We start from the raw sequence: 20,410 nt of genomic DNA on the forward strand, positions 1-20,410 counted from the left end.
TGCTCGCGAAAGCGGTATATCAGTGGACCGATTCGGAGACTGACACTCCGCTTTCGCGAGCAAGCCCGCTCCCACCTTTGATCTCCAGTGGTTTGGAGATCGGTGTCGATTCAGGAAACGGTAATGCGCCAGATGCCAAACGGCTGATGCCACGGTTCGATGCGCATCCACTGGGTCTTGCCGTACCAGGTCCAGCGGTGGCCGGTCATCAGGTCTTCGCCCTGGGTCTGGGCATCGTCCGGCAAGCCCAGCTCCCACAGCGGCAACTCGAAATTGGCCTCCTGGGCGTTGAACGGGTCGAGACTCACGGCCACCAGGATAAAGTTGCTGCCATCCTCGCTGCGTTTGCCGAAGTACAGGATGTTGTCGTTCCACGCGTTGTAGAGTTTGAGCCCCAGGTGCGTCTGCAAGGCCGGGTTCTGCCGGCGGATGCGGTTGAGCTGGGCGATCTCGGCAATGATGTTGCCCGGCGCCGTGAAGTCTCGCGGGCGGATCTCGTACTTCTCCGAGTCCAGGTACTCTTCCTTGCCCGGCACCGGGGCCGCTTCGCACAGTTCAAAACCCGAGTACATGCCCCACAGGCCTGAGCCCATGGTGGCCAACGCGGCGCGGATCAAGAAGCCGGCGCGGCCGGATTCATGCAGGAAGCCGGGGTTGATGTCCGGGGTGTTGACGAAGAAGTTCGGCCGGAAGCACTCGCGCCACGGCGACTCGTTCAGTTCGCTCAGGTACTCGCTCAACTCGGCCTTGGTGTTGCGCCAGGTGAAGTAGGTGTAGCTCTGGGAGTAACCAACCTTGCCCAGGCGCGCCATCATCGCCGGGGTGGTGAAGGCTTCGGCGAGGAAGATCACTTCGGGGTATTTAGAACGCACATCGCTGATCAGCCATTGCCAGAACGGCAGCGGCTTGGTGTGGGGGTTGTCGACGCGAAAGGTCTTCACGCCCTCTTCCACCCAACCGACCACGATGTCGCGCAACTCGACCCACAGGCTGGGAATCGCGTCGGCCGCATAGAAGTCGACGTTGACGATGTCCTGGTATTTCTTCGGCGGGTTCTCGGCGTATTTGATCGTGCCGTCGGGCCGCCAGTTGAACCAGCCCGGATGCTGTTTGAGCCACGGGTGGTCCTGGGAGCACTGGATGGCAAAATCCAGGGCGATTTCCAGGCCATGGTCGGCGGCGGCCTTGACCAGGTTGCGGAAATCCTCACGGGTGCCCAACTGCGAATGGATCGCCTCGTGGCCGCCCTCTTCGCTGCCGATGGCATACGGGCTGCCCGGGTCGTCCGGCCCGGCGGTCAGGGAATTGTTCTTGCCCTTGCGGTGGCTGCGACCGATCGGATGGATCGGCGGGAAGTACAGCACGTCAAAGCCCATGTCGTGGATCATCGACAGCCGTGAGTGCACATCGTTGAATGTGCCATGGCGGGCGGGATCGTCGGTGATCGAGCGGGGAAACAACTCGTACCAGCTGGCAAATTGCGCAGCCTCGCGCTCTACATCAATCGGATACACCGGGCTGATGCTCAAATAGGCGCGGTGATCGGCCTGGGTCATCAGGTGTGCACTGTCTTCGTGCAGGAACAACGCAACCTGCTCGGTTTCCAGCAAACCGGAGAGTTCGTGGTGCAGCAACATCAGCCGGTCACGCAACTCATTGTCACTGCGCTCGGCGGCTTGCAGGACCTGGCTGCGGCCTTCCTGCAACTCCAGGCTGACCGGCACCCCGGCCTCGTGTTTCTTGCTCAGTTCGTAGCGAAAGCTGGCAAACGTGTCGATCCAGGCTTCGATGCAATACTCATGCGGGCCCTGGGCGGTCACGGTGAATGCGCCTTCCCAGCCGTTGTTGCCGACATCGGTCATCACCACGCTGTGCCAGCTTTCTTCACTGCGCGGGCGCCAGCGGATCATCACCGCAAGCTTGTCGTGGCCATCAGCGAACACCTTGCTGGCAACCTGCACGCGCTGGCCAACCACAGCCTTGACGGCGAACTCGCCGCCACCGATCACCGGGGTCGTGCTTTCAATCGCGATCCTTGGCAGCAACAGTGCCTGGGACAGCGGTAATGTGGAGGTTGAATCGTCTTGAGTCAGTGTTTCAGCAGTCATCGAGCATCTCCCCTTAACGCCCAGTGGACGCTCTTGTGCTTGATTCAAATTCTGAAACGACGCCACTCTCCCTGAGCAGGGCCGTCTAGGTTCCGAGCATGCCGACGAGTGAAAAGTTCAGGCGGATATCCCGCCATCGGGCGGGGAATCAAATCCACCACGCGATTGTCCACCGATAGAGCAAAGCACAAAGGAGGCCATACCGATGAATATCCCTATTCCGGCTGAAACGCCTGATCCCAATATAGATAAGCCCACATTACCGCCGACCGAACCCGACCCGGTTCCCGAGCAGGAACCGCCAGGCACACAGCCACCACCGGTGGAGGAACCACCGACGACGATGCCGCCGGTGATTGTCTGAAGAGACCGATCACAGGAAGTAAAAAGCGGAAGCTTCAGGCTTCCGCGTTTACTTGAATCTATAAGCTGCAACTTCATTCACAAAAAATTATAAAGAACTGTCAAAACCGACAGTATCAACCGAGACGAACGCCGCCCATGATCAAAGTGTGCGACGCGCGAAGAACAGAACAATAAAACCTCTCGGAGATACCTCATGAAAAGAACAGCCGCCTACCTGCTGCTTTCCCTTTGCACCTTGACCGCCTGCACCACCGAACCCTCCGGCCCGCTCGATACGGAAATCGCAAGCAAATTAAACAACCGCTACCAGGACACCGCTGCTCAGTGTGCCGATGGCCTGGCCCTGTATCACTGCAATGGGGTGCTTATTCGCGTCACTGACAGCCTCATAGCATCGCCCGGCGAGCTTGAGCGCAATGCCGCCGCATTCTCTTACCTGCGAGCCGACCTGGGTATCAGGAAGCTGTTTGCACGGGACGCTGGCGTAATAATGTCGGCATTGCCCTCCACCGCAGCGGGCCCAATCAGCGTGCGCTGCTCTTTTCCCACCAATGGTGCGACAGGTGACCGCCCGGATGGATGCGGCGAAACTTCCAGGGAGCTGCCAGGCTACCAGCGTGAATGGAGCCGGCACTGCGATGAGCAAGGCGTGGTGGATGGCCCCACCTGGCTGGCCCACTTCAACAAAGTCAAACCGGCTTATTTTTTTATGTGTGCGTTTCGTGGATCGGTGCAGCAGTTTTCTCTAAGCATCACTGTCAGAAAACTGATGCCGGCAAACTATATTGAAGATTGGAATGAAGTCGTCACCTCAGCCTGGACAGTGTCCGAGATTGATAAAGTCCCCTTCCAGGCTTTCTTCTATAACGCTGCCAACTTGCCAGGAAGAGATGCGGCCAAGAAACTTCAGCGCGAGTATTACGGCTATACGCAGCGCCTGCTTCCGGTGGTTCGTGTTGACTTGCTCGCTCAAGACCAACGCATATTCGCGTATCACAAAGAAGATCAAATCACCATTCCGGTACGGTGATCAGTCCAGCAGGAGCGTGAAGTTGCACACGCCTCGATATCACGCTGTCAGCCCATTCACGCGCGACCTGATGAAACATACGGCGACTAATTCTTTTCCAATAGCCTGACGATTCTTGGCATCACACTGAACACCGCCAAGGCCAACAACGTGCTGAGTACCGCCGTGGATTCCCGCCCCATTCCCGCCGCCACCCCAATGGCGGCGGTCATCCACAAGCCGGCGGCGGTGGTCAGCCCTTTGACGTGCTGACCCTCCTCGTCTTCCTTGCCCTTTAGGATGGTGCCGGCGCCAAGAAAGCCGATGCCCGCGATCACGCCCTGCAGCACACGGCTCATGGCGTCTGCCTGGGAGCCGGACATGCTCGGCACCAACACGAACAGCGCGGCGCCCAGGGCCACGAGCATGTGGGTGCGTACCCCGGCGGCCTTGCCTTTCTGTTCGCGCTCGTAACCCAGGATCCCGCCCAATATCGCCGCAATCAGCAGCCGAACGGTGATTTGCGTGAGCTGCCGGGCATCGCCGATATCGGCAAATTCCGCTTGCAGGGTTACCCAGACTTCATGCCACCAGGCGTCCATGGACGTTTCCTTGTTGGGGGTCGATAGAACATGGACAGCATCGACCGTCAGTCAGTTGCGCAGAACCATTGCCTGCGCATCCCACCCTAATCAGTAACAGCCCACAAAAAGGAGATCGATATGCCCGTACGTATCGAAGGTCAGCAATGTTTCTTCACCGTCGATGTGGACGGCCACGAGAAACAACTGGAAGCCACCCATGTCACGGTCGAAACCGACAGCGAAAAATCCATGTCGTTCGTGAAGCTGAACGGTGACCGCACCTATATCACCGAAGCCGAAGCCGACGCATTGACCGTAGCGGGTGCCAAAGACGGCCGTAAGCACTTGAAAGCTACCGACGGTGATTCGGTGATTTGATTGACCTGGATCAGCCCCGCCTCAAAAGCGCTGCACCCCGCGCACCACCGGGTGCAGCACATTGTCGCAGGCATGCACGGGCGGCCCATCTGATCCGCTTTTTATCGCCATACCTGAGTCTGTTATGCAAACAGAGCGCCGGTCATAGTTCATCTGCCTGATGGAGGCTGATGAGCGAAAGACCATGAGCGATAGAATCCCCGTCCGAACCGTAGAAGTGTTTGAGCCTGCACATCCAAAGAAGATGAAGGCCAAATCCAGCGACAACCTGATTCACACCCGCAGTTTTACCGGCCTGTTCCGTACCTTGCGCGTGGCAGGCGCAGGCTTTCTGTTCCTGGCATTTTTCGGCACCGTGTGGCTGAACTGGGGCGGACGGCAGGCGGTGTTATGGGACCTGGCTGAAAGCAAATTCCACATCTTCGGTGCCACGTTCTGGCCCCAGGATTTCATCCTGCTGTCGGCGCTGTTGATCATCTGCGCGTTCGGCCTGTTCGCCATCACCGTATTCGCAGGGCGTGTGTGGTGTGGCTATACCTGCCCGCAAAGCTCGTTTACCTGGTTGTTCATGTGGTGCGAAAAGGTCACTGAAGGCGAGCGAAACCAACGCATCAAGCTGCAAGCTGCGCCCTGGAGCCTGGACAAGCTGGCGCGGCGCTCGGCCAAGCACACGCTGTGGCTGGGGATCAGCGTGCTGACCGGGCTGACATTTGTCGGCTACTTCACGCCGATCCGGCCGCTGGCCGAGGAGCTGCTGACCTGGCAAATGGGCGGCGTAAGCCTGTTCTGGGTGCTGTTCTTTACCGGCGCCACCTACATCAACGCCGGCTGGCTGCGTGAAGCGGTGTGCATGCACATGTGCCCGTATGCGCGGTTCCAGAGTGTGATGTTCGACAAGGACACCCTGACCATTTCCTACGACGTAGCCCGCGGCGAGAACCGTGGCCCGCGCAAACGAGACGTGCAACCGGCGGACGTCGGCCTGGGTGATTGCATCGACTGCCAGCTGTGCGTGCAGGTATGCCCCACCGGCATCGACATCCGTGACGGCCTGCAAATGGAATGCATCGGCTGCGCCGCGTGTATCGATGCCTGTGATTCGATCATGGATAAAATGGGCTATGCCCGCGGCCTGGTCAGCTACACCTCGGAGCATCAGTTGCAAGGTGGCAAGACCCATCTGCTCAGGCCACGCCTGATCGGCTACAGTGCCGTGCTGCTGGTGATGATCGGCGCGCTGGTGGTGGCGCTGGTAGAACGCCCGATGGTGTCGCTGGACGTGACCAAGGACCGGGGGATGTTCCGCGAGAACAGTGACGGCTTGATCGAGAACATCTACAGCCTCAAGGTCATCAACAAGACCCAGCAGCGCCAGGATTACCGCCTGGAGCTGATGGACGGCGACGGCTTCCAGCTGCAGGGCAAGACCGAGATCAGCCTGGCACCAGGTGAGATTACCGATGTGCCGGTGTCGGTGGCGATGACCGCAGAGAAGCCCGCCAGCAGTTCGCAGAGGATCCGCTTCAAGGTCTCGGACGTGGATGAGCCGTGGATTTACAGCGCGGCGGACAGCCGGTTTGTGGCGCCATTGAATCGCTGAGCCCAGCTTTCAGCAACACTGGAGATCAAAATGTGGGAGCGGGCTTGCTCGCGAAAGCGGTGTGCCAGTCAATGGATACATCAACTGAAAGATTGCTTTCGCGAGCAAGCCCGCTCCCACCGTTTGATCTGTGTTCAATCAGCAAAATCTGTTCAAAGCACTGAGCCCCAATGAAACGCTACGAAAAATTCGCCGACGACATCGCAGAACTGATCCGCTCCGGCGTGCTCGGGCCCGGCCAGCGCGTGCCTTCGGTGCGTTATGCCAGCCAGACATACGGTGTCAGCCCGTCCACGGTGTTCCAGGCGTACTACCTGCTGGAGCGACGCGGGCTGATCCGCGCCCGCCCGCGCTCCGGGTACTTCGTCAACACCCATGCGCCCAGCCCGTTTTCCGAGCCGGTGGTGAGTGCCCATGTGCACGAGTCCACCGAGGTGGACGTCAGCGAATTGGTGTTCTCGGTGCTCGATTCCATCAAGGACCCGCAAACCGTGCCCTTCGGCTCGGCCTTCCCCAGCCCGACGCTGTTCCCGCTGCAACGCCTGGCCCGTTCCCTGGCCAGCGCCAGCCGGGAAATGGACCCGCGCATGGTGGTCACCGACATGTCGCCGGGCAACCCGCAACTGCGCCGGCAAATTGCCTTGCGCTACATGGTGGGCGGGCTGATGCTGCCCATGGAAGAACTGTTGATCACCAACGGCGCCCTTGAAGCACTGAACCTGTGCCTGCAAGCCGTGACCGAGCCGGGCGACCTGGTGGCCATCGAAGCACCGGCGTTCTACGCCAGCCTGCAAATCCTCGAGCGCCTGAAACTCAAGGCGGTGGAAATCCCCGTACACCCACGCGATGGCATCGACCTCAAGGTGCTGGCGCAAAGCCTGGAGCGCTACCCGATCAAGGCCTGCTGGTGCATGACCAGTTTCCAGAACCCGATGGGCGCAACCATGCCCGAGGCCCGGAAACAGGAACTGGTGGAGTTACTGCGCAGCCACCAGGTGCCGCTGATCGAAGACGACGTGTACGCCGAGTTGTACTACGGTCAACAGGCGCCCAAACCGGCGAAGGCGTTCGACACCGAAGGCCTGGTGATGCATTGCGGCTCGTTCGCCAAGAGCCTGGCTCCGGGCTACCGCATCGGCTGGGTCGCCGCCGGACGTTATGCGCAGAAGATCGAGCGGCTGAAGTTGATGACGTCGCTGTGTGCCTCGATGCCCGCCCAGGCGGCGATTGCCGATTACCTGCAACACGGCGGGTACGACCGGCACCTGCGTAAATTGCGTTACGCGCTGGAAGAACAGCAAAGCGCCATGCTCGCCGCCATCGCGCGCTATTTCCCGGCGCAGACACGGGTCAGCCAGCCTGCCGGCGGGTACTTCCTGTGGCTGGAATTGCCGGAACAAACCGACTCGTTGAAGTTGTTCCAGATGGCGCTGGCCCAGGGCATCAGCATCGCACCGGGACCGATCTTCTCGCCGACACAGCGCTTCAGGAACTGCATTCGCTTGAACTACGGCAGCCCGTGGGATGAGTCGTGTGAGAAGGCGATGGAGACGCTGGGGAAGATTGTGCGGTCGTTTTAACCTACGGATGGGAACCGTAGCCGGGCTAAGAACCACACAGGAGTGCGCTATTTCTTACGATAGAAAGAGCGCATTCACTTGGTTCACATCAGAGATGCCTTATGACTATTTCTTCAGCTGCCGGCCTGCGACCCCTTCCCGTTCCTCCCCACTATATGCGTGCCGCAGAGCAGCAACAGGTGCGCGAAATGACAGGCGCTACCGGGCGCCCCGCGGGAGATCATCGATCAAGTGACCAGATTACCGAACAAAGCCCTGTGCTGAAGAACTTCTTGGATAACCGCGACCATTACGAAGTGAGCGATGACCTGAAGCGCCAGGTGGGTGACTGGAGCGCGGCCAACCAAGACCCGGACTCTCGCGCCGACGCCACCTACAACCTGGATAAGGTACTGCGATTTATCGACAACGTGGACGATCTCAAATTAAGCGCCAGCCATAGCCGCAACGGTGTCCTGGACGGTTTTTCGAATCACGGCTACGCCATTCATCCAGACTCGGAGGCCAGCCTGCTCAAGGCGTTTTCCCTCAGGGGCTATGAAGCGCTGCGCGGCGCTTGATACCTGGGCTGTGGCGAGCGGCGTGCCCCTCGCCACAGGCGGTACAAAACTACCGACCGCCCGCCAGGTCAAGAAAGGTTCCCGTCGCATAGGACGCCTTGTCCGAGAGCAGCCAGATAATCCCTTCCGCGACTTCCTCTGCACGCCCGCCACGGGCCATGGGGATGCCCGGTTCAAGCTTGCTGACCCGATCCGGGTCGCCGCTCAGGGCGTGGAAGTCGGTGAAAATAAACCCGGGACGCACGCCATTGACCCGGATCCCCTCGCCCGCCACTTCCTTGGAGAGCCCGAGAGTGAAGGTATCCAGCGCGCCCTTGGACGCGGCGTAATCCACATACTCCCCCGGCGAGCCCAACCGCGCGGCGGCCGATGAAACGTTGACGATGCTGCCGCCCTGCCCGCCATGCTTGGGCGACATGCGCAGCAGCGCATGCTTGGCACACAGGATCGGCCCCAACACATTGGTCCTGAGGGTCTTCAGAATGCGGAACTCGGACATCTCATCGACCCGCGACTTGTGCCCGACGGTACCTGCGTTGTTGACCAGTGCCGTCACCCGGCCCAGTTCGGTATCGACCCGGTGGAACAGGCCAATCACTTCGTCTTCGATGCTGACATCAGCCCGCACGGCAATCGCTTGGGCGCCGAGGGCACGCACTTGCTCAAGTACGCGGTGGGCGGCGTCTTCATCGGCCTGGTAATTGATACAGATGCGATAGCCCTGGGCGGCGGCCAGCAGCGCCGTGGCGGCGCCGATCCCACGACTGCCACCGGTGATGACGACGACTTTGTCCATGTGTAAGGTCTCCTGGTTCAACGTGAGCTGATGGATCCAATACTACCTGCGCCCTGCAGGTTTTGCATGGGCTCACATCACCGAATGCACACTCACCACCTGCTCGGCGCGCTGGATGTCGGCCATGAAACCCTCGGCCGGCAACGGATGCCCCAGCAGATACCCCTGAAGCGAATCGCAGCCCAGCCGGGTGAGGAAGCTCTGCTGTGAGTCGGTCTCTACACCCTCGGCCACAATGCGCAGGCCCAGGGCCTGACCGAGGGCGACGATGGCCGAGACGATAGCGGCGTCGTCGCTGTCGTGCTCCAGGTCACGCACGAAGCCCCGGTCGATCTTCAGCTCATTGGCCGGCAGACGCTTGAGGTACATCAGGCTCGAATAGCCGGTACCGAAGTCGTCGATGGACAGGTCGACGCCCATGTCCGAAAGCTTCTGCAACACCGTCATGCTCGCGTCGGCATCGCTCATGGCGGTGGTTTCGGTGATTTCCAGGGTCAGGCTGTTGGCTGGCAAGCGGTGGCGTTCCAGGGCAGCGGCGACACTCTTGACCAGCCCGGCGTGGCAGAACTGCAACGCCGACAGGTTCACGGCAATGCGCCAGTCGTGATAGCCCTGGGCATACCACACCTGCATCTGGCGGCAGGCTTCGTTGAGTACCCATTCGCCGATGGGGATGATCAGCCCGGTCTTTTCCGCCAGCTCGATAAACTTGTCCGGCAACAACAGGCCTTGTTGCGGGTGCTCCCAGCGCAGCAGCGCCTCGGCACCGACCGGGCGGCCGCTGATGGCGTCGAACTTGGGCTGGTAATAAAGCCGGAACTGCTCGTGCTCCACGGCATTGCGCAAGTCCTGCAGCAGTTGCAGTTGCTTGCGCGCATTGGTGTTCATCGACACGTCGAAAAAGCTGTAGCCGTTCTTGCCCATGCCCTTGGCGTGATACATCGCCGCGTCGGCGTTCATCAGCAGTTCCTGGGGCGTGGCGCCGTTGCCGGGGAACAGTGCGATGCCGATGCTGGCGGAGATTTTCAGCTCATGCTCGGCGACGTGGAAGGCCTGGTTGATCATGCCCACCTGGCGCTCGGCCAGGCGCAACGCATCGTCGGGCTGGCCCAATTGCACCAGCAATACAAACTCGTCACCGCCGATGCGGGCCAGGGTGTCCTGGCTGCGCAAGTCTTCGCGCAGGCGCAGGCCGACTTGCTGCAACAGCTGGTCGCCCATGTGGTGACCAAAAGCGTCATTCACCGGCTTGAAGCCGTCCAGGTCGATAAACATCAGCGCGAAGCAGCCGCCCTCTTCGTTCACCCGCTGTATCGCCTGCTGGATCCGGTCGGCGAGCAGGGTGCGGTTGGGCAAGCCGGTGAGCATGTCGTGCAGGGCCAGGTGGGTGAGTTCCTGGTTGGCCTGGGTCAGGGAGTCGGCCAACACCGCGGTGCGGGCTTCCAGGCGGGCATCGGCCAGGGAGGTCAGCAGCGCGATGATCAACACTGCCAGGGTGGTAACCAGCACCAGGTTATCCAGGCCCTTGCCACTCAAGCCGTCCAGGGCCGCGCCGCAGAAGCTGCCATCGGCGAAACGCGCGGCGGCCATGCCGGTGTAGTGCATGCCGACAATCGCCACGCCCATCACCATCGCCGCCCCGCCTCGGGCCAACCGCACATACGGCGTGTTGCGCCGCAGGTTGAAGGCAATCCACAACGCCGCCGCCGACGCACCCACGGCAATCAGCAACGAGGCGGTGAACAGCGTGGGGTCGTAGTCGATGCCGGGGGTCATGCGCATGGCGGCCATGCCGGTGTAGTGCATGGCGCTGATGCCGGCGCCCATGATCAATGCGCCAAATGCCAGTTGCCACGCCGGCAAACGCGGCTGGCTCACCAGCCACAAGGCAAAACCGCTGGACAGGATCGCGATCAACAACGACAGCGCCGTGATGCCGACGTCATAGCCGAGGCTGATGGGCAGGCGGAAGGCGAGCATGCCGATAAAGTGCATCGACCAGATGCCCACGCCCATCGCCAGCGCGCCGCCGCCCATCCACAGGTACACCGCGCGGCCCCTGGCAGTGGCGATGCGGCCGGTCAGGTCCAACGCCGTATAGGATGCGAGGATCGCGACGAACAGGGAAATCAGGACCAGGGCGGGGGAATAACTACCGGTGAGCATGGGACTTCTCGTGACCTATGGGCCGAACGGCATCCGTGCCGGGCTGAAAAGTCAGGGATTGTAGCGAGAATAAATCTTGTACACCTGAAATATTGTCGTATAGCCATCATTCAAAATTTGACGCCAATCCGCTGGCTCAAAAACACCGCAGAACCCTTGTGTGAGCGGGCTTGCTCGCGAAAGCGGCGGGTCAGTTCATACACAGTTGACTGACCCACCGTTTTCGCGAGCAAGCCCGCGCCCACACAAGCCCGTACACAAGCCAGAGCGAGGTTTACTTCTTGTCGCTCAGCTGCATTTGGCCATCCCAGCCACCGCCCAGTGCAGCGATCAGTTGCACACTGGCAACCAGCCGGGTTTGCAGCAGGGTCAGCACCGTACGCTCGTTGCTCAGGGCGGTGGCTTGCACGGTGACCACATCGAGATAGGCGATCAACCCGGCCTTGTACTGGTTCTGGGTCAGGCGCAGGGATTCCCGGGCCGCTTCGAGGGCCTCGTTACTCACGACCGCCTCGTCTTCCAGGACCTTGAGCTGGACCATGTAGTTTTCCACCTCGCGGAACCCATCGAGTACGGTCTGGCGGTACTTGGCAACGGTCTCATCGTAGGACGCCTCGGCGCGGTCAACTTCGGCCGAACGCTGGCCCCCGTCGAACAGGGTCATGGCGAGTTTCGGCCCCACCGACCAGAAGCGGTTCGGCAGGCTGATCCAGTCGGCGTAGGTGCTGCTGGAGTAGCCGCCGGCCAGGCTCAGGGTCAGGTCCGGGTAGTAAGCGGTCTTGGCCACGCCGATGTTGGCATTGGCCGCGATCACCGAGCGCTCCGCCTGGGCGATATCCGGGCGGCGCTCCAGCAGTTGCGACGGCAGGCTCACCGGAATCTGCGGCAGCGCCGGAATGTCCTTGCTCACCGCCAGGTTGAAGTTGGCCGGCGGCACACCGATCAGCACGGCAATTGCGTTTTCCAGCTGCGCCCGCTGCCAGATCAGGTCGATCATGCTGGCCTGGGTGCTTTTCAGCTGGGTCTGGGCCTGGGCGATGGCGTCCTTGCCCGAGACACCGGCGCGGTATTGGTTCTGGGTCATCTGCAGGGAGCGCTGGTAGGTGTCCACCGTGGCTTGCAGCAAACGGGTCTGTTCGTCCATGACCCGCAGTTGCAGGTAATCCTGCACCAGTTCCGATTGCTGGCTCAGGCGCATCGCCGCAAGATCCGCCGCGCTGGCTTCGGCGCTGGCTTCATTGGCTTCCAGGCCCCGGCGCAGTTTGCCCCAGATATCGGCTTCCCAGCTCACGCCCAACTGGGTGTTGAGGGTGTCGCGAATACCGCTGCTGGAGCTGCTGAGGCTGGCGTTACTGCTGCCGGTACCCTGGCTGGCCCGGCTTTTCGAGGCACTCAGGTCAACCGTGGGGAAGAACGCCCCACGGGCACTGCGCACCTGCGAGGCGGCCTGGCGATAACGCGCCTCGGCCTGGGCCACGGTCTGGTTGGAGCTGTTGAGTTTTTCTACCAGCTCATTCAGTTGTTTGTCGCCGTACAGCTCCCACCAGGCGCCCCGGGCCAGCGAGTCGCTGGGCGCGGCCTGGCGCCAGCCCTGGGCCTCTTTGTACTGGGCAGGCTCGGTCAATTCGGGGCGTTTGTAGTCCGGGCCGACGGCGCAGGCGCTGAGCATCACGCCGCACAGGGCCAGGCTCAGCAGCTTTGAGCCGCGAGTCATCGCCAGACGTTGCACGGTGGGAAACGTTGAATCGGTCATAGCGCAGTGTCCAGGGCAGCATCGGTACGCACTCCGCGCCAACCGTTGAAACGGTGGCGCAGGCGGTCGAGATAAAGGTAAACCACAGGCGTGGTGTAGAGGGTCAGGATCTGGCTGAACACCAGCCCGCCGATAATCGTCAGGCCCAGGGGCTGGCGCATTTCCGCGCCTTCGGCCGTGCTGAGCAGCAGCGGCACGGCGCCAAGAATCGCCGCCAGCGTGGTCATCAGGATCGGACGCAGCCGCACCAGGCAGGCGGCGCGGATCGATTCCAGCGGGCTCATGCCGTCCTTGCGTTCCAGTTGCAGCGCAAGGTCGATCATCAGGATCGCGTTTTTCTTCACCACCCCGATCAGCAGGAACAGCCCCAGCAGCGAGATCAGGCTGAACTCGCCCCCCAGCAGGTAAATCGAAAGCAAGGCGCCCACCCCCGCCGACGGCAAGGTCGACAGAATGGTCAGCGGGTGGATATAGCTCTCATACAGAATCCCCAATACCAGGTACACCGCCACCAGTGCACCGAGGATCATGAACGGCTGGCCTTTCTGGGTGGCAGCGAAGGCGTCGGCCGTACCGGCCATCTTCGCGATCACCTCTTCCGGCAGGCCGACCTTGGCAATCGCCCGCTCAATGGCTGCCGTGCCCTGCTCCACCGTGACGCCGGGCGACATATCAAAGGCAATGTTTTCCGAGGCGAACTGGCCTTCATGGCTGACCCGGTCGTCCGCCAGGCTGTTCTCATAGTGAGCGATGGCCGACAGCGGCACGCGCGCACCGGTGGACGTGATCACCTGCATCTGATTGAGGGTGATCGGGTCCTGGGCGTACTTCGGATTGACCTCCATCACCACCTGGTACTGGTTGAGGCTGTCGTAGATGGTGGAAATCTGCCGCTGGCTGTAGGCGTTGTTGAGCACGGCAGTGACCATGTCCATGTCAATGCCCAGGCGCTTGGCCTGGTCGCGGTCGACAATCAGCGTCACCTGGGCCGCGCCGCGCCCTTCACGGGCATCGATGGCGGTCAGCTCCGGCAGCTCACGCAACGCGGCAACCACTTTCGGGTACCACAGGCGCAAGGCCGCCAGGTCGCCGCTCTGCAGGATGTAGGAATACTGCGAGGTGGTCTGGTCGCGGCCGCCGCCGAATTGCAGGTCCTGGTCAGCCATCAGCATCAGGCGCCCGCCGGGCACCAGTGGCACATTCTTGCGCATGCGCTCGATCACCGCCTGGGCAGAAATCTTGCGTTCGCTGATGGGCTTGAGCCGCACCAGCATCACCGCGTTGTTGGTGCCGCTGTTGCCGCCGATAAAGCCTGCCACGCTCAACACCGCGGGGTCCTGCAGGACCGCCTTGCGGAAGATTTCCATCTTCGGCTGCATCACACTGAATGACAGCCCGTCGTCGCCACGCACAAAGCCGATCAGTTGCCCGGTGTCCTGCTGGGGCATGAAGGTTTTCGGCACCACCACATACAGCGCGACGTTGACTCCGATGGTCACCAACAGGCTGAGCAGCGTCAGGCGCTTGTGGCGCAGCACCCAGTCCAGGCTGCGGGCGTAGCCGGCCACCATGCGATCGTTGATCTTCTGGCTCCAGCGCTGCAAGCCTGTTTCCTGGCCTTTGACATGGGGCTTGAGCCAGCGGGCGCAGAGCATCGGGGTCAGGGTCAGCGACACCACCAGCGAGACGATGATCGCCGCTGCCAGGGTGATGGAAAACTCGCGGAACAGGCTGGTAACGATACCGCCCATAAACAGGATCGAGAGGAACACCGCCACCAGCGAGACGTTCATCGACAGCAAGGTGAAGCCGACTTCCTGGGCCCCCAGGTAAGCCGCCTTCATCGGCGGCACACCCTCGTCGATGTGCCGGGAAATGTTCTCCAGCACCACGATGGCATCGTCCACCACCAGGCCGGTGGCGAGGATCAGCGCCATCAGCGACAGGTTGTTCAGGGAAAAGCCGAACAGGTACATCACTGCAAACGTACCCACCAGCGACACCGGCACCGCCAGGGTGGGAATCAGCGAGGCGCGGAAGTTGCCGAGGAACAGGTACACCACCAGGATCACCAGGGCCACGGCAATCAGCAGGGTCATCTCGGCTTCGTGCAAGGTGGCGGTGATCACCGGCGAACGGTCCATGGCCAGGTTCAGCTTGACGCTGGACGGCAACACCGCCTGCAAGGCCGGCAGTTGTGCCTTGATCTGCTTCACCGTCTCGATGATGTTGGCGCCGGACTGGCGGTTGATCACCAGCAGCACCGCCGAGTCATTGTTGAAGAAGCCGCTGTTGTAGCGGTCCTCGACGCCGTCGCTGATCTTCGCCACATCCCCCAGGCGCAAGGCCGCGCCATTCTGGTAGCGGATCAGCAGCGGTTCATAGTCCTTGGCCTTTTCCAGCTGGTCGTTGGCCTGGATCTGCCAGTTGCGCTGGCTGTCCTCCAGCGAACCCTTGGGCCGGCGCACGTTGGCATTGGCGATGGTATTGCGCACATCGTCCAGGGCCACGCCGTACTGGTCGAGGGCCTTGGGTTCCAGTTCGATACGCACGGCGGGCAACGAGCTGCCGCCGATCTGCACTTCACCCACGCCCGGCACCTGGGACAGGCTCTGGGACAGGATGGTCGAGGCCAGGTCGTACAGCTGGCCCTTGGGCAACACGTCCGAGGTCAGGGACAGCACCATGATGGGCGCCTGGGACGGGTTGATCTTCTTGTAGGTGGGCATGCTGCGCATGCCACTGGGCAGCAGGTTACGCGAGGCGTTGATCGCCGCCTGCACTTCCCGCGCCGCGCCGTTGATGTCGCGATTGGAGTCGAACGCCAGGATCACCCGGGTCGAACCCTGGCTCGACGAACTGCTCATGGTGGTAATGCCGGCAATCGCGCCGAAGGAACGCTCCAGCGGCGTGGCCACCGTAGACGCCATCACCTCGGGGCTGGCCCCCGGCAAGCTGGCCGACACCACGATCACCGGGAAATCGATCTGCGGCAATGGCGACACCGGCAACAGGTTGAAGCTGACGCCGCCCAGCAGCATGATCGCCAGGCTCAGCAGCATGGTGGCTACCGGCCGGCGAATGAAAGGTCCGGACAGGTTCATGACTCAACCGGCTCCAGGCGCACCGGCTCTTTGCGCCAGCGACGGCCGAGGCGGTCGAAATACAGGTAGATCACCGGGGTGGTAAACAGGGTCAACACCTGGCTCACCAGCAACCCGCCCACCATCACCAAGCCAAGCGGCTGGCGCAACTCGGCGCCGGAGCCGGTGGCGAGCATCAACGGCACGGCACCGAACAGCGCCGCCAGGGTGGTCATCAGGATCGGCCGGAAGCGCAACAGCGCCGCCTGGTAGATCGCGGTTTGCGGGTCCAGACCCTGGTTGCGCTCAGCGTCGAGGGCAAAGTCGATCATCATGATCGCGTTCTTCTTCACGATGCCGATCAGCAGGATGATGCCGATGATCGCGATCATCCCCAGGTCGTTGCCACTGAGCAGCAAGGCCAGCAAGGCGCCCACCGCTGCCGACGGCAGGGTCGAGAGGATGGTGATCGGGTGGATGTAGCTCTCGTAGAGCACCCCGAGCACGATGTACATGGTCACCACCGCCGCCAGGATCAGCAGCAAGGTACTCGACAGCGAAGCCTCGAATGCCTGGGCCGCGCCCTGGAACTGGGTCTGCACGCCCACCGGCATGCCGATGTCTTTCTGGGTCTGGTTGATCAGGTCGACGCCCTTGCCCAGCGCCACGCCGGGGGCCAGGTTGAACGACATCATCACCGCCGGGAACTGACCGATATGCGCGATTGCCAACTGGGCCTGGCGCTGTTCCACATGGGCCAGGCTCGACAGCCGCACCTGGCCACCGTCGGTGGTTTTCACATGGATCTGGTTCAGGGCGTCCGGGCCGAGGGTTTCACCGGACTGGGCCTGCAATACCACGCGGTACTGGCTGGCCTGGGTGTAGATGGTGGATATCTGCCGCTGGCCGAACGCGTCGTACAGCGCGTCGGTGATGGTCGACACCGACACACCAAGGCGCGATGCGGCGTCACGGTCGATCACCAGGTACACCTGCAAGCCCTTGTCCTGCAGGTCGCTGGCGACGTCGGAGAGTTCCGGCAACTGGCTGAGGGCGTGTACCAGCTTTTCACTCCACAAGGCCAGCAGCTCGGCGTCCGGCGAGGACATGCTGAACTGGTACTGGGTACGGCTGACGCGGTCTTCGATGGTCAGGTCCTGCACCGGCTGCATGAACAGGCGAATCCCCACCAGCTTGTCCAGTTGCGGCTGCAGGCGCGTGATGATCTGCGCCGCGCTCAGGTCCCGTTCGCCGTGGGGCTTGAGGTTGATCAGCAGGCGACCACTGTTGAGGGTGGCGTTATCACCGTCTACCCCGATATAGGACGACAGGCTCTCCACCGCCGGGTCTTCGAGGATGATCTTCGCCAGTTCCTGCTGGCGCTGGCTCATCGCCGCAAAGGAAATCGACTGTGGCGCTTCGGAAATGCCCTGGATCACACCGGTGTCCTGCACCGGGAAGAAGCCCTTGGGCACCACCATGTACAACACCACGGTCAGGCCCAGGGTGGCGATGGCCACCAGCAGGGTCAGCGGCTGATGCCTGAGCACCCACTGCAACTTGCGCCCGTAGGCCTCGATCAGCCAGTCGATCCAGGCGCCGCTGGCCTTGTAGAAACGGCCCTGCTCGTCCTCTTTCGGCTCACGCTTGAGCAACCGCGCGCACATCATCGGCGTCAGGGTCAGGGACACCACCAGGGAAATCAGGATCGCCACCGCCAGGGTGATCGCGAATTCACGGAACAAGCGCCCCACCACGTCCGCCATGAACAGCAGCGGGATCAATACCGCGATCAGCGACAGGGTCAGGGAAATCAGGGTGAAGCCGATCTGCTTGGCGCCCTTGAGCGCCGCATTGAGCGGTGTATCGCCTTCCTCGATGTAGCGGGAAATGTTCTCCAGCATCACGATGGCGTCGTCCACCACAAAACCGGTGGCGATGGTCAGCGCCATCAGCGTCAGGTTGTTGATGGAGAAACCGGCGAGGTACATCACGCCGAAGGTGCCCACCAGGGACAGCGGCACGGCGATGGACGGAATAATGGTCGCGCTGAAGCGGCGCAGGAACAGGAACGTCACCATCACCACCAGGGCAATGGCGATCAGCAATTCGTGCTGTACATCCTTGACCGAGGCCCGGATGGTCTGGGTACGGTCGGTAAGCACCGTCACGTCCAGGCCCGCCGGCAGGTTGTCGGTGATGCTTGGCAACAGCGCCTTGATGCGGTCCACCACCTCGATGACGTTGGCCCCGGGCTGGCGCTGGATGTTCAGCAGGACCGCCTGGTTTTCGTTGGCCCAGGCCGCGAGGCGTTCGTTCTCGGCGCCGTCGACGATCTGCGCCACATCCTTGAGCCGCAACGGCGCGCCGTTGTTGTAGGCGAGGATCAGTTCGGCGTATTCCTTGGGCGAGACCAACTGGTCGTTGGCGTCGAGCATCGACACCCGCGTGGGGCCGTCAAAGTTACCCTTGGGCTGGTTGACGTTGGAGGCGGCGATCAGGGTGCGCACATCCGACAGGTTCAGGCCGTTGGCCGCCAGGGCCTCGGGGTTGACCTTGATCCGCACCGCCTGGCGCTGGCCGCCGGCGATGCTGACCATGCCGACGCCGCTGATCTGCGCGATCTTCTGCGCCATGCGCGTGTCGACCAGGTCATTGAGCTTGGGCAGCAACATGGTCTTGGAGGTGATGGCCAGGGTCAGCACCGGGGTATCCGCCGGGTTGACCTTGTTGTACACCGGCGGCGCCGGCAGGTCCTTGGGCAGCAGGTTGGTGGCGGCGTTGATAGCGGCCTGCACCTGTTGCTCGGCGACATCCATGTTGATGTCGAGGTTGAAACGCAGGGTCAGCACCGAGGCGCCGCCGGAGCTGGTGGACGCCATCTGGGTCAGGCCGGGCATCTGCCCGAACTGACGCTCAAGGGGCGCCGTGACCGCGCTGGTCATTACGTCCGGACTGGCGCCGGGGTACAGGGTCATCACCCGGATGGTCGGGTAATCCACCTGGGGCAAGGCCGAGACCGGCAGCAGGCGATAAGCGATCACGCCAGCCAGGACAATGGCCAGCATGCTCAGGGTAGTGGCTACCGGGCGAAGGATGAACAGCCGCGAGAGGTTCATGCGCCGCCCTTTTGCGCCTTGGCGGCATCAGCCGGGCCTTGTTGCGTCTTGGCTGCCGGTTGACCCTGGAGGTGTTCGGTCGGCGTGGTCGGCACTTCAGTGCTGTCGTTGACCACTTCAATGTCACTGCCGTCCTTCAGGCGGTCGGTGCCTTCCAGCACCACGCGGTCGCCGGCGGCCAGGCCTTGCTTGACCACGGTGTTGTCGCCGTCGGAATCACCGATCACCAGCGGACGCACCTTGACCTTCTTGTCGCCATCGAGCACGTAGACGAAGGTGCCAGTATTGCCGAACTGAATCGCCGCCGACGGCGCCAGCACCACGTTGTGCAGGGTGTCGGCCAGCAAGTGCACGTTCACGAACTGGTTGGGGAACAGCGCCTGGTCCTTGTTATCGAACCGCGCCTTGAATTTCAGGGTGCCGGTGGTGACGTCGATCTGGTTATCGAGGCTCTGCAGCACGCCCGTGGCTTTCACTGCGACATCGCCACGGTCCCAGGCTTCCACCGGCAGCTTGTTGCCGGCGTGATAACGCGCCAGCACGGTTTCCAGAGTGTTTTCCGGCAACGTGAAGACCACGCTGATGGGTTGGGTCTGGGTGATCACCGCCAGGAAGGTGGTGTCGTTGGCGGCGACGAGGTTGCCCACGTCCACCTGGCGCAGGCCGACACGCCCGGTAATCGGTGCGCGGATCTTGGTGAATTCGAGGTTGAGCTTGGCGTCATCCACCGCGCCCTGGTTGGTCTTGACCGTGCCCTGGTACTGCAACACCAGCGCTTCGGCGGTGTCCAGGGTCTGCTTGGCGATACTGTCCTGGGCATACAGGTCGCGATAACGCTGCACGTCGACCTGGGCGTTTTTCAGCTGGGCCTGGTTCTGCAGCAACGTGCCCTGGGCCTGGAGCAAGGCATTCTGGTAACTGCGCGGGTCGATTTCCGCCAGCAGGTCACCGGCCTTGACCATCTGCCCCTCTTCAAAGGCGATCTTGACCAGCTCTCCGCCAACCCGGCTGCGCACATTGATGGTGTTGAGTGCCGTCACCGTACCCAGCGCCTTGTAGTACACCGGGAATTCGCCCAGCACCGCCGGCGCCACACGCACCGGCACCGGGCCGGTAGAACCCCCAAAGCCCGGGCGCATCATCCCCGACTTGCCGGCATGCCCGGCGGGCTTCTTCTCGGCGCTGTCCTTGTGGCTGGTGCCAGGCCAGAACTTCCAGCACAGGCCGGCAATGACCAGCAGCACAAGGAGGCCGAACAGCCAGCGGCGGGAGTGACGAGGGGTGGATTGCATGGAGTGATCAACCATT

The 20,410-nt window shown here is 62.0% G+C and carries 14 protein-coding genes; 6 read left to right on the top strand and 8 right to left on the bottom strand.

The features are described 5' to 3' along the window. Window positions 1–110: 110 nt before the first annotated feature. On the bottom strand, window positions 111–2,108 hold the full coding sequence (locus HX807_RS07540) for an alpha-1,4-glucan--maltose-1-phosphate maltosyltransferase (protein WP_008435162.1): 1,998 nt from the start codon (window positions 2,106–2,108) through the stop codon (window positions 111–113). A gap of 205 nt (window positions 2,109–2,313) precedes the next feature. Here HX807_RS07540 and HX807_RS07545 point away from each other — a divergent pair, with 205 nt between their 5' ends. Together HX807_RS07545 and HX807_RS07550 are read left to right on the top strand one after the other, a co-directional pair. After that, window positions 2,314–2,472 carry a hypothetical protein gene (locus HX807_RS07545; protein ID WP_166742161.1) on the top strand — a complete coding sequence of 53 codons (159 nt, stop codon included), beginning with the start codon at window positions 2,314–2,316 and terminating at the stop codon, window positions 2,470–2,472. A 195-nt stretch (window positions 2,473–2,667) separates the two neighbouring features. After that, a complete protein-coding gene (locus tag HX807_RS07550; protein ID WP_177049662.1) occupies window positions 2,668–3,504 on the top strand; it encodes a hypothetical protein in 837 nt (278 codons plus the stop codon). An 86-nt stretch (window positions 3,505–3,590) separates the two neighbouring features. Here the strand turns inward: HX807_RS07550 and HX807_RS07555 are convergent, their stop codons facing one another. Next, complete coding sequence (locus HX807_RS07555) at window positions 3,591–4,085, bottom strand: MgtC/SapB family protein (RefSeq protein WP_087692384.1); 495 nt, start codon at window positions 4,083–4,085, stop codon at window positions 3,591–3,593. A gap of 120 nt (window positions 4,086–4,205) precedes the next feature. Between HX807_RS07555 and HX807_RS07560 the strand changes: the two genes are divergently transcribed. The 4 genes from HX807_RS07560 to HX807_RS07575 all read left to right on the top strand — a co-directional run bounded on the left by HX807_RS07560 (window position 4,206) and on the right by HX807_RS07575 (window position 8,185). After that, window positions 4,206–4,445 (top strand): DUF3203 family protein, encoded by a 240-nt coding sequence (locus HX807_RS07560; protein WP_003207514.1) that lies wholly within the window; start codon window positions 4,206–4,208, stop codon window positions 4,443–4,445. Between the two features lie 184 nt (window positions 4,446–4,629). Further along, window positions 4,630–6,045: a cytochrome c oxidase accessory protein CcoG gene (ccoG, locus tag HX807_RS07565; protein WP_177049664.1), complete on the top strand. Its 1,416-nt coding sequence runs from the start codon at window positions 4,630–4,632 to the stop codon at window positions 6,043–6,045. A gap of 170 nt (window positions 6,046–6,215) precedes the next feature. Beyond that, window positions 6,216–7,625, top strand: a complete 1,410-nt coding sequence (gene mapR, locus HX807_RS07570; protein WP_003207510.1) for a GntR family transcriptional regulator MpaR — start codon at window positions 6,216–6,218, stop codon at window positions 7,623–7,625. Between the two features lie 101 nt (window positions 7,626–7,726). Beyond that, window positions 7,727–8,185, top strand: a complete 459-nt coding sequence (locus tag HX807_RS07575) for a hypothetical protein (RefSeq protein ID WP_256349378.1) — start codon at window positions 7,727–7,729, stop codon at window positions 8,183–8,185. Window positions 8,186–8,234: 49 nt separating this feature from the next. Here HX807_RS07575 and HX807_RS07580 read toward each other — a convergent pair whose 3' ends face one another. The 6 genes from HX807_RS07580 to HX807_RS07605 form a co-directional block, all read right to left on the bottom strand. Then, window positions 8,235–8,981: an SDR family oxidoreductase gene (locus tag HX807_RS07580; RefSeq protein ID WP_008435175.1), complete on the bottom strand. Its 747-nt coding sequence runs from the start codon at window positions 8,979–8,981 to the stop codon at window positions 8,235–8,237. 72 nt (window positions 8,982–9,053) lie between these two features. Continuing rightward, window positions 9,054–11,147, bottom strand: coding sequence for a bifunctional diguanylate cyclase/phosphodiesterase (locus HX807_RS07585; protein WP_003207505.1), 2,094 nt, complete (start codon window positions 11,145–11,147; stop codon window positions 9,054–9,056). 274 nt (window positions 11,148–11,421) lie between these two features. After that, entirely contained in the window at window positions 11,422–12,900 is a 1,479-nt protein-coding gene (locus HX807_RS07590; RefSeq protein ID WP_003207503.1) for an efflux transporter outer membrane subunit, read from the bottom strand. Beyond that, complete coding sequence (locus HX807_RS07595; protein ID WP_003207502.1) at window positions 12,897–16,004, bottom strand: efflux RND transporter permease subunit; 3,108 nt, start codon at window positions 16,002–16,004, stop codon at window positions 12,897–12,899. The genes HX807_RS07590 and HX807_RS07595 overlap by 4 nt, the downstream gene beginning before the upstream one ends. Then, window positions 16,001–19,102, bottom strand: a complete 3,102-nt coding sequence (locus tag HX807_RS07600) for an MdtB/MuxB family multidrug efflux RND transporter permease subunit (protein ID WP_087692387.1) — start codon at window positions 19,100–19,102, stop codon at window positions 16,001–16,003. The genes HX807_RS07595 and HX807_RS07600 overlap by 4 nt, the downstream gene beginning before the upstream one ends. Beyond that, window positions 19,099–20,409: an MdtA/MuxA family multidrug efflux RND transporter periplasmic adaptor subunit gene (locus tag HX807_RS07605; protein ID WP_003207498.1), complete on the bottom strand. Its 1,311-nt coding sequence runs from the start codon at window positions 20,407–20,409 to the stop codon at window positions 19,099–19,101. The genes HX807_RS07600 and HX807_RS07605 overlap by 4 nt, the downstream gene beginning before the upstream one ends. Between the last annotated feature and the right edge of the window lies 1 nt (window position 20,410).

This window comes from Pseudomonas sp. D8002, assembly GCF_013385695.1.
Lineage (GTDB): Bacteria > Pseudomonadota > Gammaproteobacteria > Pseudomonadales > Pseudomonadaceae > Aquipseudomonas.